This is a genomic window from Saprospiraceae bacterium (genome assembly GCA_016713025.1).
In the GTDB taxonomy this organism is placed as follows: domain Bacteria; phylum Bacteroidota; class Bacteroidia; order Chitinophagales; family Saprospiraceae; genus OLB9.
The window spans coordinates 1824987-1841566 of the sequence record JADJPZ010000004.1; the positions used below are offsets into that span (position 1 = coordinate 1824987).

Consider the following 16580-nt stretch of genomic DNA (forward strand, 5'->3'; position numbering starts at 1 on the left):
TCTCAATTCCAAAATACAATTTTTATGAAGCCAATTTATTATACTTTTATATTCTTATTTATATATTCAAATGTGCTGATTTCACAAAAAGCCATTCCACTGAAAAGTGATGAAATTTTTGGAGCAGTCAAAGCCAGACAGATTGGACCAGCAGTGATGAGTGGAAGAGTTGTTGACCTTGAAGCCCACCCAAAAGACTCGAAAATATTTTATGTAGCTGCAGCCGGCGGAGGCGTTTGGCAGACAAATAATGCCGGAATTACATTCAATCCAATATTTGACAAACATACTCAATGTATCGGTGCTATAGCCCTTGATCCGAGTGACCCTGATAAAACCATTTGGGTAGGATCCGGAGAGACATGGACAAGAAACAGTGTGAGTGTGGGAGATGGCATTTACAAATCCAAGGACGGCGGCCAGAATTGGACCAATATGGGATTGGCCAAATCAGAGAGAATTTCCAATATCATAGTCCACCCAAAAAATTCCAATGAAGTGTATGTAGGAGTTTTGGGAGCTTTGTGGGGCGATAGTGAAGATCGTGGAGTTTATAAAACCAATGATGGTGGAAAAACATGGAATAAAATATTTTTCATCAACAATACCACAGGCTGCTCTGAGTTAGTCATGGATCCTACCAATCCTGATATCATGTATGCTGCTTTTTTGGGAATTCAGAAGAACAGGATATTCGTTTAATTCCGGTGGTACCAACTCTGCTTTATACAAGACTCTTGATGGTGGTAAAACATGGAATAAAATCCACAATGGATTTCCGTCCGGAAAGCTTGGTAGAATCACTGTTGCCATTGCACCATCAAAACCATCCGTAGTTTATGCCGTCCTTGAAACCGAAAAACCTGCGGATAAAGGTCTTTACAAATCGGAAGATGCAGGTGCATCATGGAAAAAGCTGAATGGTGATTTTGAATTGGTTATCAGGCCATTCTATTTTTCAAGAATTGTGATTGATCCAAAAAATCCCGACGTAATACTCAAGGCGGGACTTCAAGGCTACATAAGTAAGGATGGCGGGAAAACCTTCAGGAGCATAGGAGGTGGCATTCATTCTGATTTTCACGATTTTATATTTGACCCGCATGATTCCAATAAAATTGTGGTTGGCACAGATGGTGGTGTCTACAGATCGTGGGATGGCGGCTCCGTTTGGGAAATGGTCAAAGGACTTCCACTATCACAATATTATCATGTGTCTACAGACAACCGTAAGCCTTATTGGGTATATGGTGGCTTGCAGGACAACGGATCGTGGGTCGGCCCAAGTAAAAGACCGGGAGGAATTAAAAATAGTGACTGGATTTCTGTCGGATACGGCGATGGTTTCAGAGTATATCCACACCCATCAGATCCCAATATTGTATATTCTGAAATGCAGGGAGCTGAAAATATCTGGCGGGTGGATGTAGCAAAAAGTCAGGCTAAAACAATAAAACCTTATGCTGAAGATGGAGACCCTAAACTAAGATTCAACTGGAATGCACCCTTGACGACTAGCCTGCATTTTCCTGACAGGGTGTACGTAGGCAGCCAGTTTATCCACGTATCGGACGATAGAGGTGAGACATGGCGTAAACTATCACCGGATCTTACAACAAACGACCCTGCAAAACAAATGCAGGAAGAATCTGGTGGATTGAGTGCAGATAATTCAGGTGCCGAAAATCATTGTACTGTTTTTACAATCAATGAATCGCCAATAGATAAAAATGTCATATGGGCGGGTACTGACGACGGCAATGTTCAAGTCACTACTGATGGAGGCAAATCATGGACAAATGTAACCTCAAATATCAAAGGAGTACCGAAAAACACATGGGCATATTTTATCGAACCTTCCAATTTTGATGTAAACACAGCTTATGCGGTCTTTCATGGTCATACACAAAATGATATGAAGCCTTACGTCATGAAAACCACAGATTTAGGAAAGTCCTGGTCATCGGTGGTCAATGGTCAGATTCCCATTTTTGCAAGATGTATCAAAGAAGACCCAAAAAACAAAAATTTGTTATACTTAGGTACTGAATTTGGCTTGTATGTTACTGTGGACGGAGGGCAAAACTGGGCAAAATTTGAAAACAATATGCCACCTGTTGCAGTACATTACTTAGCAATTCAACAGACTGAAAATGCCCTTGTTATGGCTACTCACGGCCGTGGTATTATTATCATAGATGATGTCACACCACTTAGGGCAATTACTGAAGAAGCACTTGAAAAAGAGTTGGATTTCATATCAGTAAAACCTGCAACCATCAATGAAAGTGCATCATTCCAAAACTTTCCAAACGTAGGTGAATATGTAGGAGACAATCCTACTTCAGCAGCAAGAATTGTGTATTTTATGAATAAAAGGCACACTTTCGGCAAGATGACAATGGAAATTTTTGATAATGAAGGAAAAAAAGTTGCAGATCTCGTCCCCGGTAAAAGCAAAGGAATCAATGAAGTTCTCTGGAACTACGTCCTGCCTCCTCCTAAAACTGCCAAGGGAAAAACTTTTACGTTTGGGGCATTTTCTGGACTGACAGTACCTGCTGGTAAATATAATGTTAAGATCACAAAAGGCAATAAAGAGTTTAATCAGGAGATTGAAATCAAATACGATGAAAACTCCATTCATTCCGAAGCTGACAGAAAACTGAAAGATGAAAAAGGCATGGAGCTATACCAAATGAACGAAATTTTAGCCTTTGAAGTGGATAGACTTGATATGTTGCAAAAAACAGCAGAGGAGATAAAACCATTGATCAAAGATAAAAAACTTTCAAAACAACTTAATTTGGATGGCTATATAAAAGAAATCGAAGCTTTAAGAAGTACTCTTGTGGTGACAAAAGGCGACAACTATGTGGGCGCAGCAGAACCTGAACTTAGAGAAAAAATAGCAGCTTTGTATGGAGAAGTGGCGTCGTATGCCGGTAAACCTTCAGGTGCACAACTTGCCAATTTGAGTTTGCTGAACAAAAAGCTTACCGAAGCAAAAACAAAGGTGGAAGTGTCTGTGAAAAAGTCCGAAGACCTGAACAAAGTGCTCGAAAAAGCAAAAATAACTAAAAAGATTATGGCTCGCGAAGTCACGGGAGCCTAAAAAATACTCAGGGATTTCAAAAGTCATTTCAAAAAAAATATGATCAAAAAGCCATGCTTAAAAAAAGTGTGGCTTTTTTTTTTGCAATAATGTGAGTACATTTGATATATTTTATACTTATTAACCGGATACCAAAGTGTCTTTACTCATCAAGTTACATAAATTTACACATTCAACTCATTTCACAAATAAACACAAATGAAATATCTATATCTAATTATTCTACTTATTTCAACTCATTTGATATCCATATGCCAAAAAATTCCCGCACAGTGGCGCATCTCGAATGATGGTAAGTATTTGATAGCAGGAGATCAATCATCCAAGGGTCTTTACGACGAATCTAAGGTAGAAGATATCCGATTGTATTTTTCTCAAGCAGATTATTGGAACAAACTCACTCAAAATTACAACAGCAAAATCGATATCCCTTGCAGGCTCAAATACAAAGGCATAGACTACGATAGTGTAGGCATCAGATTTAAAGGACAAACGTCATATTTTTCCAACAATACCCCAAAAAAATCCTTCAATATCTCAATGGATGCTTTTAAGGATGATCAAAAACTGGCAGGCTACAAAACCCTAAACTTAAATAACTCTTTTCAGGATCCTTCTTTTATGAGAGAGGTGCTTTATTACAGACTTATCAGAAATCATAGTCAATCTGCAAGGGCAAATTTTGTGCGGGTATATATCAATGATGAAGACTGGGGAATCTATCTAAATGTCCAGCAGTTGAACAAAGATTTTATCGAAGAGTGGTATGAAAGCAATGATGGTATCAACATCAGAGCAGACAGGCCTGATGGTACTTCCACTGGTCCGGGCGGGCCTGGTGGTCAATGGGGTGATGGTACTGCCGGTTTTAATTATCTGGGAGCAGACACTGCATTGTATCAAAAATATTATACTCTCAAAAGCACAGACATGGCACAGCCCTGGCAAGAACTGGTGAAAGCATGTAATGTACTGAACAACAGCGGCACAAATCTGGAGATAGAAGCACCCAAGGTATTGGACATTGACAAAATTCTCTGGCATCTGGCATGTGAAATCGCATTTACAGATGATGACAGTTATGTATTTAAAGGTAAAATGGATTATTATCTGTACATGGACGCTGAAACAAAACGATGGACTTCATATGATTATGATGCCAACAGTACTTTTTCAACACAAAAGATCACCCAATGGTCTCCTTTTTATAATGAATCTAAACCAAACTATCCGCTTCTCAACAAACTACTTGCTGTTCCGGCATTCAGACAAAGATATCTTGCCCACATGCGCACTATCATATCTGAACTGATGGATGAATCAAAATCCAACCCAATCATTGAAAATTATGTCAACCTCATTAGAAGTGCCGTCATAGCTGATACGAAGAAAGTAACATCAGAATCTGCTTTTAACAGTGCAATCATCGCGCTGAAGGATTTCATAACAAGAAGAAAAAATTATTTACTATCTAATAGTGAAGTTAAAGCAGCTGCACCGGTCATCAGTGAAGCAAAATATAGAGTCAATAATGAAGATTGGGCTAAAGTGTATCCTGAAAGTGATGTTGTAGTAACAGCTTCGGTAAATTTCACCTCAGGTATCAACAAAGTAGTTCTTCATTATGGTACAGGACTGTCAGGCACATTTAATACTATCAATATGCTGGACAATGGTCAAGGCCATGATGCAAAAAGTAACGATGGAATTTTTACAGCCTCTTTACCCAGGGCACAGGCTGGTTCTTTGGTAAAGTTTTATATTGAAGCCACCGGAAATGACAATGCCCGAACTAAAACATTTTTCCCTTCAGGTGCAGAACATCAACTGTTCATATATCAGGTTGGAACACTTCAAAACACTCAAAAAACCGTTGTAATCAATGAATTTATGGCTTCTAATGATAACACTGTGAAAGATGAAGTTGGTGAAATAGAAGATTGGATAGAGCTCTATAACCTCACGGATAAAGATATCAACATGAGTGGTTATTACATCACAGACAACCCACTTAACCTTAAAAAATTTCAATTTCCGACCAATACAATTATTAAGGCTAAAAGCTATGCTATTGTTTGGGCAGATGAAGATCAGGAACAGGGCCCATTACATGCCAATTTCAAACTTTCAGCTAGTGGTGAAGTTATTTACCTTTTGGACAATAATCTTGTCATGCTCGATAGTATCAGTTTCGGTGCTCAGACTACCAATAAGTCCGCTGCAAGAATACCCAACGGAACAGGAAATTTTGTAATCGGCAACCATACCTTTGGTGTAAATAATGATGGAACTTCTTCAGTACAGGATATTGTACAATCATATTTAAAAGTATACCCAAATCCAGCTTCACCGGGATTAGTAACCATCTCCAATCATGCTGATTACTCGCAAAACATATCTCTTTACCACATGAGTGGCACAAAGATAACCGATCAGACAGTTGGTCCGCATGTAGATTTGAATATTGAAATAAGCACTCCGGGAATTTACATTATCAAGTCCAATCATGAAGTTAAAAAACTCATCATCACAAAATGATCAGGAGTATAAAAGTGGATACAAAATGAAAAAAAATCAACATATTTTGTAGACATTTCGAAAAAATGTGATATTTTCACATGATGTCGCAGGAAGAAGTAATTATATTCAAAAATATAGACGCACAGGAATATCAAATCTTTGCAAATCAAGCTATTAAGTATGCTTTGATTTCTGTCGCATTTACCTACAACAGGATGGACAAATCAAAGCTGACTGCAAGAATCAATAACATAACTAAGGGCAAAATAGCAGAATTCTTATTTTACGAATTCTGCAGACAAAACAGGTTGCTCATAGATCCTGAAGCATGCAGCTCACCATTCTGGAAACCTGATAACAGAGATTTTCTCTGGATAGGTTGTGAGTGGGATATCAAAAACAATTATTTCTATTGTTCAGATTTGGATTTTAAGAATTTTGACTGTACCATGCTACCAGCTTTGATACCCAATAAAACCCCTTATGATCAATGGTCAAAAAGAAATCACCACCTCATAGCTGACAGTAGATATAATGCTTTTGTATTTACATTTATGAGACTGAGACCCAATGATAAAAACTTTTTTTCCTTGTTTCTCAGCGAAGATCAACTTAGTTTAATCACTGCCATTGTTGATCAGTATAATAAGTCAAATCAACAGGATATGCCTTTTATGGATTCATGGTTTTTTCAAAAGCTTAATGAAAAAGGCCCAACAGAGTACATTGCATTAAACTATCATCCGGAAATCATTATCACTGGTTGTGCCAACCCAAGATATTGGGATATGTTTCAAGATATTCCGGCCAATGATGATTCCCTTCCTTACATTACACACACTCCTAACAGCAAGTGGTATCAGCAAAAAGATGGTTGGGTTTCATTTCTAAACGGAACTTTGGTAACAAAAATCAAAAACAAAACATGCCCCGTTTCTCTCCTGCCATCTTTCAGTTCAGTCATGAAAAATCACATGGGGTAAATGGCACAATTATTGCGTTTTAAATATTAAATAATTGCTGCATATAATGAATTTCAGTAAATGGGCTAATATCCTTAAATTGATATTGTTAAAAATAGTTGAAGAAATTGAAAGACGTATCAATGAAAAAAATGGTGTGGATACTTCTGATACATTCAGTCATTCTCTATATACATCGCTAAAATTTATCATTCTGGAACAGGTTGATGGACTCGTAGATGAAGTAGTTTCATATTCTAAGAGTCAGGTAAATTCATTGTCAGATTTGATAGCACAAAAAATGTCGATCATTCTGGCATCATTGGTTTATGTGCTGATACTCTTTGCGTTAGTGTTTTTGGTGTTTATTTTTTTGACAGTATCTTTGGCTTTATACCTTGGACATGTATTAGGACAAACATATTATGGATTTTTAATCACTGGAGGTACTATACTATTTATAACACTCATTATACTTTTTGTTGGTCATAAGTCAATTGCCTCATCCATCAAAAACCAAATAATAAAACTCATTTAAAATCATCAGTAAATTTCAACGGAAGTTACTAATTCCTCACCGACCTCAGAATTGATAATATTTATTATTTTCTCTTTTCCCATCAGCAGTTCTTTTTTTAACGGAGCAGATGTCAGATACACCTTCAGTAAGCCATCTTTAAAATATAACTTACTCGTATAGCCAGCTATAGTAAGTCCCATCTGATTTTTCCAAATTTCTTCTATCCTGACAGTAGCATATCCTTTTCCGACTCTGGAGTTGGACTGCAGAAATTCATGAAGAACATCTCTTATCGGCTTGTCATTGTGTCTTCCCATTAGTATCTAACATAATAAATTATATCATTGTTTTGAACAATTTTGGCAGGACTATGTTAGTTGGCATTCATTCAATAATATTACAAATCATGTTTTCAAAAATTCTAATCATCATGCTTTTATCAGTTACAAGTTTAATTGGCAATTTTTTCAATTCAGAAAATGTACTTACTGCACCAAAACATATTTTAAAAAAGAATGCAAAAGACACAATTTCTTTTCATTCATTAACTGCAATTGACATCGATGGAAATGAATTAAAAATGAAAAAATATAAAGGTAAAAAAATCATCATTCTGAATGTAGCTTCAAAATGTGGTTACACACCTCAATATGCTGACTGGCAGGCCTTTTACGAAAAAAACAACTCAAAATTTGAAGTTTTGGGATTTCCTTGCAATCAGTTCTTAGGGCAGGAACCCGGCACTGCAGAAGAAATAGAATCCTTTTGTCAGAAAAACTATGGCGTCACTTTCCAGATGTTTGATAAAATTGATGTGAAAGGCGACGATCAAAGCCCAATTTATAAATGGCTTACCGATCCTGCGCAAAATGGTTGGAACAACACAGTACCTAGTTGGAATTTCTCCAAGTACCTTGTGGATGAAAATGGCAAATTATTAAATTATTTTGGCCCCAAGATCAAACCTGACAGCCCGGAGTTTTTGGCTGCTATCAAGTAAAAGTTTTATATCATAAATAATTGTTAAACCAGATATTACATATGTGACATTTGGATCCTTTTTCGTCTATAGTTTTATAAATTTAAGAAATTGGTTTGATGAAATATTGATTTTTAATTTTATTATCAATAGCTTTTCAAACCAATTTTTATTTATTTTAAATAATCAAAATTTAACTTTATTATGAGGAACTTTTTTAAAATTTCATTTAGTTTACTAATTATTTCGCTTTTTTTAGTTTCATGTGGTGAGGAAGGTATCATCAACCCTACCGTCAATCCTCCCGTGGTAAATCTGGCTTCCGGAACAGGAATTACATCAGGAGATGCCACACTCAACATTGGGGAATCATTTACAGTACAGATTACTGCATCCAAAGGTACAAACCCTATGAAATCACTTACGATAGAAGAAGCCGGAAACAGAATTGATATCGGCAGATTAACCTTCTCAACAGGTGGCGGTGCAAATCCACTTTTGCTTACAGGAGCTACGAGTTCAACACTAGATATTAAAGTTACCATCAAGGTCCACACTGATGTATCAACAAAAGCCTACAAATTTACTATAGCAGATGATGCTGGAAATCAATCAGGTAAAACAATCAATATCACTACCAAAGGAACACCTCCAATCATTTCTGAACCAACAGTAGACCATAAAGTTGATGTCAATGTAAATGCACTTTTTTCAACAAAATTTAAAGTTGCAAAAGGAACTGCCCCACTGCAATCTATAGAAGTATTGATAGATGATGTCAGGGCTAAAGATTCTTCAAGGTTTTTTTATCAGGAACTTACGAAACCTTTTAATGCCAACCCATATGCCATTCCAACAGCAGACAAGGATAACTTAGAGAAAGATATTATCATCAGAGCTCCATTAACACCTGGTATTTATAAGTACACTATTAAATTTATTGACGCTACTGGTCTTTCATCAAGTAAAAACATCACTGCTACAGTAGGTAAAAAAGTAACTATGCTTCAGAGCATACTGCTCAATCAGTCTGGACCGGACGGCCAGGGTGGCTTGGACCTTGATACTGGTAAAAGCACAGGAACTGTAACTTCTGATCCAACAACAGCTACAGCGGAAATAAGAGATGAAGGTATTGTAAATCTCACCAATGACCCGACATGGAAGCAGCAGATATCAGGAATGAATGGATCCGTAATAAAATATATCATCAAAGGAAAAAATGGAATCCCTGAAACTTTCAAGTTTGAAGATGTGGCATTTAGTGAGCAGATTGCATCCCTATTCGGTAACGGAACAAATTTCACTCTAAAAAGCACCACAGGAAATCGGGATGTATCAGACAAAGTTGCTGTAGGTGATGTGTTTGTTGTAAAAAATGGTGACAAACACTTTTTGCTCATCGTGAAAAATGTCAAAATAACCACTACAGATAATCTGGACAGTTATACATTTGATGTAAAATTCTAAGTTTGATTTACATTATCATTTCAGATTTTAAAGATATATCTTCGGGTATTTTAAATTTAAATTCTTTTAAAAAAGATTTTCTGATGCCATTCCTTATTGATTTAGGGAGTGGCATCAACATTTTATTTTGATATTGTTTATAAAATATCACATATTGCTTTATCTTTGAGTTTTGACCTTTCATGTTTGTGAAATCTTTATTAAAAAAAATCCTGCTAATATTTCTATTGGTCATAGTGATGCTGACCCTAAGATCTCTATGGTATGCAGGCTTTTTCAGTACCATCAAAATGAATGGCCAATATAATGAGAAAATAATCAAAGGTCTGATCGGTGCCGAAGACATCACTATTGACCAAAAAAGTGGAAAAGCTTTTGTTTCTACTTGTGACAGAAGAGGAATAGCCGCTGGAAAAGACATAAAAGGAGCCATCTATTTACTTGACTTAAATAAAATGGATATTGAAGCGAGAAATCTGACAGGCGCATTCAAGCAGGAAGATTTCAGGCCGCATGGTATTTCTTTATATGTTGATCCCACAGACACAACAAAGTGGCTTCATGTGATCAATCATAGGAAAGAAGGGCATTTTGTAGAGGTGTTTCGTTATACAGATACTTCCCTTATCCATGTCCAGACGATAAAAAGTAATCTATTCATAAGTCCTAATGACATTGTGGCTACGGGAACCAATACTTTTTATTTCACCAATGATCATAGTGAAGAAATAGGAGCACTAAGAACAATAAAAGACTTTTTGTTAATTGGGACAGGGAGTGTGGGTCATTATGATGGAAATACTGTAAAAATTCTCGCTAATGACATACGCTATGCAAATGGGATAACAATAGATCGGGACGGTAAAAAATTATTTGTGGCTGCATGTACTGACGGAAGTATTCATGTCTATGACATAGAACCTTTCCAAATGACCGGCAAAATCAAATGTAATACTGGTGTGGATAATCTGGAATGGGATGAAGAAGGCCATCTTTGGGTTGGTGCCCACCCTAAATTATTGAAATTTCTCAGTCATGCCGCCGATGCCAATAAGAAAAGTCCGTCACATGTAATTAAAATAGAACTGAATAATTTGGAAAATCCTACTATAAAAAACTATTATATAAACGATGGAGTTCTTTTTTCAGGCTCATCAGTTGCCGCTGCCTACAAAAATAAAATATTGGTAGGAAGTGTCTTTGAAGACGGTATATTGATTTTGGATAATTCAAAGAGTGCTATTAAATAGTGTCTACCACAGTGATATAGGTATTTTCACAACCTCCAAGTGAATAAAATAGTCTGCTGAATTTTCAATATTATCTTACGCCATAAAAAGATAAAACTCTTTAGTTAGATTTTGAAATTCAGGAGTATAGTCATTGGGTTGTGTACTGTTATGTATGATCAATGTTTCGGATTTATATACATGATTGTATTTCATTGCAAATCTTATCAACAAACGTTCGATGCCCTTGTCTTCCCGAGGCATTACTTCTGTAAGTTTCACTACTCCAAAATCGTACTTTGTTGCCAATTCAATGAACCTAAGTCCTTCTATGTAAGGCAATATCACATCAAAATGACCATCATGAGACAATAAATTTCTCACTGTGTTAAGCAAGTCGACATGAGAAAGTTTGATTGTATGCCTTACATTTGCTTTATTTTCATTGAGTGAAAATGTACCACCTGAAAAAAATGGCGGATTGCTCACTATAAGGTCATATTTTTCGGACGTGGATGACATATAGTCCTGAACTGACTGGTAAATGGATGTAAGCCTAGCATGGAAAGGACTATTTTCCATATTAATTTTAGCCTGAATACTTGCGTTTTCATCTATTTCGATACCATGAGATATTATCTTCAGACTTTTTTGGGCTATCATGATAGCAATAAGCCCAGTGCCTGTACCAATATCCAGGGACTTCTTTTTGTTACTTAAATCAGTCCATGCACCAAGTAAAACCCCATCTGTGTTCACCTTCATTGTGCAGCGATCCTGGCGAATTTCAAATTGCTTGAATCTAAAACCATCAGGGTCGTTTTTGCTCCTTTGCATGTTGCATACTATAGTTTTAGTGTTTTTACAAACAGTTTTCCAGTTGAATCATATAATTCAAAAATATAAATTCCTGGCGCAAACTGATTCACATTGATCTCGTTCTTGCCAATCAAAATCTCATATACTCCTTTGATCCTTCCCTGAATATCAGTTATTTTCAATTTCAGATCCTTTTCAGCTGAAATCAGCACAATATCAATAAACGGATTGGGATATATACTAACAATACTTTCAGGCAATTGGTCAATCGAAGTCCTGATATAGTCCAGACAATCACTAAAGTAGGTACAATTTCTGAAAGTTATACCCAAAGAATATTTTCCTGATTTAAAAAGCGGGAAAATGGATGACGTTGCTCCTAAAAACGGTACTCTGGTATTGTTATTAGTACACTCATACCACTGATATTTAGCTCCGTCAATAACAAATGCCGATAGAGTGTCGCGTACTACAAATACTGCAGGAATAAAGTTGGTAATTCTTAATTCAAATCTGATAATGCTGTCACAACCCTTTGTTGTTTTTAGATTTTCAACAAATTTACCTGGATTCAAATATGTGGAAGTACCGACTGTGACACTTTCACCTTTGCATCTGTCAAACAGCGTATCAATGATATATGAAGGGTTCACGTTTACAACTATTTGTAGAATACTATCACAACCATCTGATTTTTTTAAGGTCTCTGTATAGATTCCTTTTTCTTTATACGTTTTACCATTCAATACAAAGACATTGCCATTGCATAGGGTGATATTTTGTGTTGTTGTCACATGTTTATGTTTGACTTGATGAGTTTCAATGCTATCGCAGCCATTTTGAGCTGGATATTTGAAGGCAAGCGTTTGAGGAGTTTTATAATAAACACCTTTTACCAGGGCTGAATCACCAGGGCAAATGAAGTAATCAAATGTTTTATTGGCTTTTTGCTTTACTGTCAGGACGATCGTAACGATGCTGTCACAACCAAAAAAATTCTTGAAAGGTATATTGTAACTGCCGGATGCTGTCAACCTTGAGCTTCCTGCTATCAAAGTATCACCATCGCAGATACTTACAGAAATGGTATTATTTCTTAAAAATACTTTCAGATTTGTAGTGATGATACTGTCACATCCTTTTGATGATCGCAGAGTATCTTGATACAATCCCTGAACTTTGTAGACTTTTGAGCTCACTTTGACACTATCTCCCTCACATATTGAATACATTTTTAAAGTCGGAACCACTTTAGGCACAACAACTACGCCTGAAAATACAGTGCTGTCACAACCTGCTGCATTTTTGAAAAGATCAATATAATTTCCAGATGTTTTGTAAATTTTGCTACCAACTGCCACACTGTCTCCTTCACAAATTTGATAAAATCTGGTAGAAGATGAAAGTGATTTAACTTCCAACATTGTTGTAATAACACTGTCACAACCTAATGATGAGACCAAGGTATCTTTAAAAGTCCCTGACACAGTATAGTCTTTGTTACCCACTTTCAAACTATCGCCAAAACAAATATTTTTTTGGAGTAGAACATCTCTTTTTGCTATTTTTATATTGACAATTTTCAGGTCTTTGCACCCATTAACATTAGCAGACTCCTGAATAAATGTTCCGCTTGAATTGTACACTACATTTCCAATGGTTATTGATGTACCTTCGCAAAGAGTGTGATTGATGGTTTCAATGCTGGTTGGTTTGACAGAAACATTTGATATGATGATACTGTCACACCCTTTCTTTGTTTTAAATACATTGGTGTAGACACCAGCAAAAGTGTATCTGGAACTACCTACTTTAACAGTATCCCCGGGACAAATTTGATAGTTATCATTAAACTTATAACTCTTATTTAAAACAATTTCAGTTACTAAGACACTGTCACATCCGGCAATTGATGTCAGAGAGTCTGTAAAAACACCAGCAGAGGTATATCTGCTATTTCCAATTTTGATGGTATCACCTTCACATAATTCCAGAATTTGATATTTTAGTGAATCTTTAAATACTTGTATATCAATCTTTCTACATTGATCATTTACGACACAACCTCCCCACCCTTTTACAAAAAAACTGGTATTATCCAATACGGGAATATTCAAAAATGGACCAGCAGCAAAAGTGAGATTGTCACATTTTTCTCTTTGCCATGACCATTGGGTTGCACTATTCAGGTGTCCTTCCACAATTTGTATGAAAACATTTTCTCCATAACATAAGTTGGGTCTCACCACTCTGAGTTCCTTAATATAAGGATTTACACATACGAAAACATTAATCATAAAGGCATCTAATCCACCATTTGAAAATATATTGAGTTCAGAAAGCCGCCCCGGATCAAAATCCACGATGGCGCCAAATCCTCCACCCACTATAATCTCACCATTTGCCTTCAAAGCAATTTTATGTACTTGCTCATTACTTATACCTCCAAAACTAAAATGATCATTGTACGATCCATCCTGATTGTATAATGCCACAAACCCATCAGCTCCACCATTTGAATCACTAAAATTGGCTACGGATGAAGGGTCAAAATCCACCTTATTTCTGTATGTACCTGCAAGGTAGATTATGCCATTACTATTTACAATAACATGTCCAGGTACATCATTATTGGTATCTCCATATCCATTCACCCATTGAGTTATACCATCTCTATTGAGTTTCAATAAAAAAATATCTTGTGCCCCCTTGGACTGAAGTGTTTGAGTAGTACTACCAAACCCTACCGTTTCGGAAAATCTACCTGTGAGTATGATGTTTTTATCCTTATCAATTGCAATAGAATGACCGTAGTCTACATTAATGCCTCCATATGCTTTTGCCCATAAAAAGTTGCCTGATTCAGATAGTTTCAATAAAAATATATCCGTTAATCCTTTACTCAATTGTGTATGTTCGCCATTGTTTGGGTCAAAATCAACGCTAGCTCTAAAATCACCAGTGATATAGATATTGTTTTCATTATCTACAGTATGATGAGTGCCAAAATCCTGATCAATGCCACCAACTTGTTTTAAAAAAATGGTTGCACCTGTAATTCTATTGATCTTCAAAATAAAAATATCATTTCCACCATTAGTTATAAGATTTCGATTGTCCGGAAAGCTAGCCAAACCATCAAAATTCCCGGAAACAACTATATCTTCAATCGGTCCCGCCGAAACAGTTTTTGCAACAACAGGAAGATCAGAAACTATCTTTTGTGCCCATTGAAAGGTGCCTTCACTATTCAATTTAATAATAAAAGCACCAAATGAATTTGATGGAGTAGAAAGTATAAGTGTCGAGTCCAAAAATAATGAGTCTCTGAAACTACCAACAATATAAACATTATTCTGATTGTCTGCGACTATATCCTGAGCAATATCCTGTGATTTACTTCCGACTTGCCGGACCCATTGCTGAATTCCAGCCGGCGAACTTTTCCTTATGAGAATATCTTCCTGCCCGCGTGTGGACTTAAATACATTAAAGGCAATTGAAACATTTCCCGTAAAATTGGTAATATCATAAACATTCTGATTGATGTCCAAAGAAATTCCGGCACAATAGTCAGTAGTAATACCACCGATTTTGTATATCCATTTTAATTCCTGAGAATAAGAATTAAAAGGAAGTAAAAAAATCCCAAATACGATGAAATATCGAAAAAAACTATTTTTCATTTTTCAAACCGGTTTTAGTGTGTACATATGTATGAAATAGAGTACCAAAATTGTGCCGTTTTCTACGTTTTGGTCATGATTTGATATAATTACACATTAAAATGAAATTTGAGCTACGAATAAGTTTTAATCTCAAATTTTACAAAGACTTCCCAATTCAAAATTATTATCCACTTGTTTAAAAAATCGTATTATTTTTAAAATCTGCATAGTCAACTCCAATAACTTTTAGAATTCACTATTTTATACGTTTTTTTTCAATTTTCTTCTTCAAAGTCTCATTGGAGTAGATTCGATAATGGTGGTTACAATTTATGTTTTGATGATTCTCAAAAAGATAAAAACATAAATGGTCGCCCCCCAGCGACCATTTATAAAATTATAATCCCATAAACATATCCATAATGATGTCGAAATGAAGGTATTCTGATCTGATCATACTTTTTTATATGATACTCAAAATTTTCACTAATTCAATAACTGCTTCAAAATTGATGATACAAAGGTAATATGCAGAGTATCACAATAAAAATACAAAATCTATAGGAAATAACATTTAAATAAAATAAATATAATTATTTTATATGTTTTGTGTTGTTGAGCTATTTGCACAGCTGGTTAATGCTAAAGAAATTTCAGTTGCATATATTTAAGCAAGATGATCATTTGCAACTTAATATTTTTGAAGGAAATATTGTTTTGGTACACCAATTTCATGAAGTTCATTACATTTGCACATACGAGTTTAGTACAAATAATAAATAAATACATTATGACCTTAAATTTAATTAAAATCCTTTGGGTAATTGTATTGCCAATAATAATACTTTTTGCGTGTAAACATACGGACCAAGGTACAAAAAACGGTAGAACGGATCTTATGAAATATGGTGTACCCTACTCTATCAAAGCTCCTGCAGACATTCAAGTCACAAAAATCGGCCAAGGAGATCTGACAGACGTCTCTGTCAAAAATAACTCTGGATATGATGTTCAGATTTTTATGGGAAGCGCCCGATCTTCTGACATAAGTAAGCTAAAAGAAAATAAAAAAGTCATATTTGCATCCAATCCATTTTTTAGCAAAATTGTAGAGGAATATGAAGATGGATATCTTTTTGAAAAAACAAATCAGGAAGGAAAGAAAAGTTATGATTTTATCATTATCAAAGTGATAGGTTCCAATGAAATCAATTTTCAATGCGGAAACAGTAAAGAGTTTAGTGAAAAGGAGGTCAAAGAAATGGTGAAATCAATCAGAGACTGAAATATTACCCATT

Annotated in this window: 12 protein-coding genes; 9 read left to right on the forward strand and 3 right to left on the reverse strand. The window is 35.7% G+C overall.

The genetic code is table 11. The features are described 5' to 3' along the window. The first annotated feature begins 24 nt into the window (after positions 1-24). From IPK35_14150 to IPK35_14170, 5 genes are all read left to right on the forward strand, one after another. Positions 25-702, forward strand: coding sequence for a hypothetical protein (locus tag IPK35_14150; protein ID MBK8054364.1), 678 nt, complete (start codon positions 25-27; stop codon positions 700-702). Continuing rightward, a complete protein-coding gene (locus tag IPK35_14155) occupies positions 659-3115 on the forward strand; it encodes a hypothetical protein (protein MBK8054365.1) in 2457 nt (818 codons plus the stop codon). The genes IPK35_14150 and IPK35_14155 overlap by 44 nt, the downstream gene beginning before the upstream one ends. A gap of 198 nt (positions 3116-3313) precedes the next feature. After that, positions 3314-5653 (forward strand): CotH kinase family protein, encoded by a 2340-nt coding sequence (locus IPK35_14160; GenBank protein MBK8054366.1) that lies wholly within the window; start codon positions 3314-3316, stop codon positions 5651-5653. 80 nt (positions 5654-5733) lie between these two features. Beyond that, positions 5734-6618 (forward strand): hypothetical protein, encoded by an 885-nt coding sequence (locus tag IPK35_14165; GenBank protein MBK8054367.1) that lies wholly within the window; start codon positions 5734-5736, stop codon positions 6616-6618. 46 nt (positions 6619-6664) lie between these two features. Continuing rightward, positions 6665-7135 carry a hypothetical protein gene (locus tag IPK35_14170; GenBank protein ID MBK8054368.1) on the forward strand — a complete coding sequence of 157 codons (471 nt, stop codon included), beginning with the start codon at positions 6665-6667 and terminating at the stop codon, positions 7133-7135. A 5-nt stretch (positions 7136-7140) separates the two neighbouring features. On the opposite strand, the gene IPK35_14175 is transcribed toward IPK35_14170, so the two are convergent. Beyond that, the gene (locus IPK35_14175; protein MBK8054369.1) at positions 7141-7434 is read right to left on the reverse strand and encodes a DUF721 domain-containing protein; all 294 of its coding nucleotides are present in this window, start codon (positions 7432-7434) and stop codon (positions 7141-7143) included. An 89-nt stretch (positions 7435-7523) separates the two neighbouring features. On the opposite strand from IPK35_14175, the gene IPK35_14180 reads away from it, so the two are divergent. From IPK35_14180 to IPK35_14190, 3 genes are all read left to right on the forward strand, one after another. Further along, positions 7524-8117: a glutathione peroxidase gene (locus IPK35_14180; GenBank protein ID MBK8054370.1), complete on the forward strand. Its 594-nt coding sequence runs from the start codon at positions 7524-7526 to the stop codon at positions 8115-8117. Positions 8118-8300: 183 nt separating this feature from the next. Beyond that, a complete protein-coding gene (locus tag IPK35_14185) occupies positions 8301-9566 on the forward strand; it encodes a hypothetical protein (protein MBK8054371.1) in 1266 nt (421 codons plus the stop codon). A gap of 188 nt (positions 9567-9754) precedes the next feature. Further along, the gene (locus tag IPK35_14190) at positions 9755-10816 is read left to right on the forward strand and encodes an SMP-30/gluconolactonase/LRE family protein (GenBank protein MBK8054372.1); all 1062 of its coding nucleotides are present in this window, start codon (positions 9755-9757) and stop codon (positions 10814-10816) included. Between the two features lie 75 nt (positions 10817-10891). On the opposite strand, the gene IPK35_14195 is transcribed toward IPK35_14190, so the two are convergent. Together IPK35_14195 and IPK35_14200 are read right to left on the reverse strand one after the other, a co-directional pair. Further along, positions 10892-11632, reverse strand: a complete 741-nt coding sequence (locus IPK35_14195) for a methyltransferase (protein ID MBK8054373.1) — start codon at positions 11630-11632, stop codon at positions 10892-10894. Positions 11633-11640: 8 nt separating this feature from the next. Then, the gene (locus IPK35_14200; GenBank protein MBK8054374.1) at positions 11641-15300 is read right to left on the reverse strand and encodes an SBBP repeat-containing protein; all 3660 of its coding nucleotides are present in this window, start codon (positions 15298-15300) and stop codon (positions 11641-11643) included. A gap of 772 nt (positions 15301-16072) precedes the next feature. Here IPK35_14200 and IPK35_14205 point away from each other — a divergent pair. Next, positions 16073-16567 (forward strand): hypothetical protein, encoded by a 495-nt coding sequence (locus tag IPK35_14205; GenBank protein ID MBK8054375.1) that lies wholly within the window; start codon positions 16073-16075, stop codon positions 16565-16567. The last annotated feature ends 13 nt before the right edge of the window (positions 16568-16580 follow it).

Excerpts from the sequence above, each read along its gene's own strand:
- IPK35_14170 (MBK8054368.1), top strand. The coding sequence starts at position 6,665 with ATGAATTTCAGTAAATGGGCTAATATCCTTAAATTGATATTGTTAAAA.
- IPK35_14160 (MBK8054366.1), top strand. The coding sequence starts at position 3,314 with ATGAAATATCTATATCTAATTATTCTACTTATTTCAACTCATTTGATA.
- IPK35_14175 (MBK8054369.1), bottom strand. The coding sequence starts at position 7,434 with ATGGGAAGACACAATGACAAGCCGATAAGAGATGTTCTTCATGAATTT.
- IPK35_14185 (MBK8054371.1), top strand. The coding sequence starts at position 8,301 with ATGAGGAACTTTTTTAAAATTTCATTTAGTTTACTAATTATTTCGCTT.
- IPK35_14200 (MBK8054374.1), bottom strand. The coding sequence starts at position 15,300 with ATGAAAAATAGTTTTTTTCGATATTTCATCGTATTTGGGATTTTTTTA.
- IPK35_14195 (MBK8054373.1), bottom strand. The coding sequence starts at position 11,632 with ATGCAAAGGAGCAAAAACGACCCTGATGGTTTTAGATTCAAGCAATTT.
- IPK35_14180 (MBK8054370.1), top strand. The coding sequence starts at position 7,524 with ATGTTTTCAAAAATTCTAATCATCATGCTTTTATCAGTTACAAGTTTA.
- IPK35_14205 (MBK8054375.1), top strand. The coding sequence starts at position 16,073 with ATGACCTTAAATTTAATTAAAATCCTTTGGGTAATTGTATTGCCAATA.
- IPK35_14165 (MBK8054367.1), top strand. The coding sequence starts at position 5,734 with ATGATGTCGCAGGAAGAAGTAATTATATTCAAAAATATAGACGCACAG.
- IPK35_14155 (MBK8054365.1), top strand. The coding sequence starts at position 659 with ATGCTGCTTTTTTGGGAATTCAGAAGAACAGGATATTCGTTTAATTCC.
- IPK35_14150 (MBK8054364.1), top strand. The coding sequence starts at position 25 with ATGAAGCCAATTTATTATACTTTTATATTCTTATTTATATATTCAAAT.